Source organism: Phaeobacter sp. SYSU ZJ3003 (assembly GCF_041300735.1).
GTDB classification, from domain to species: domain Bacteria; phylum Pseudomonadota; class Alphaproteobacteria; order Rhodobacterales; family Rhodobacteraceae; genus Phycobacter; species Phycobacter gallaeciensis_A.
Window position 1 is genome coordinate 1 of sequence record NZ_PXNU01000177.1, and the last position, 444, is coordinate 444.

1 pseudogene is annotated in these 444 nt (G+C 62.8%); it reads right to left on the reverse strand.

From position 1 onward, the window contains the following. A pseudogene (locus tag C6W91_RS21305) lies at positions 1–346 on the reverse strand (IS256 family transposase); the annotation flags it as partial. Between the last annotated feature and the right edge of the window lie 98 nt (positions 347–444).

Consider the following 444-nt stretch of genomic DNA (forward strand, 5'->3'; position numbering starts at 1 on the left):
CCAGCCAGCCGGCCTCGGCGGCCTCCTGCCAACTGGGCAGCGGCATCTCCTTCCCGGTGGCCTTCGAGCGCACGCGCGGTCGTTCCAACTCCACCTTGCCGCCTTGGAACCCAAGGCGACCTCGGGTCGTGCCCCAGCGGTGACCAGGTTTATCGGCATTGCGCGCGTGCGCCTCGCCGGCCAATTTCGATGCGTCGCTTTCCATCATCTCGCTGAGCGCTGAAACCCCGGCCAGAAGGCAGAATTGGTCAAAGCTCTGTCCGACCGCCTCCCAAGCACCGGTAACGGCGCAACGCAGATCATTCTGGCTGGCAAGGGCCGCCTGCGATGTCGTAGTCTTCTTCATGGTGTTGCTTTCCTTTCGGTTTGATCACCCCGAGCCTACGGCTCAGGGAAAGCAACGCCACCCTTCAGGCAAACTTCAACATCAACCGGGACATCCCC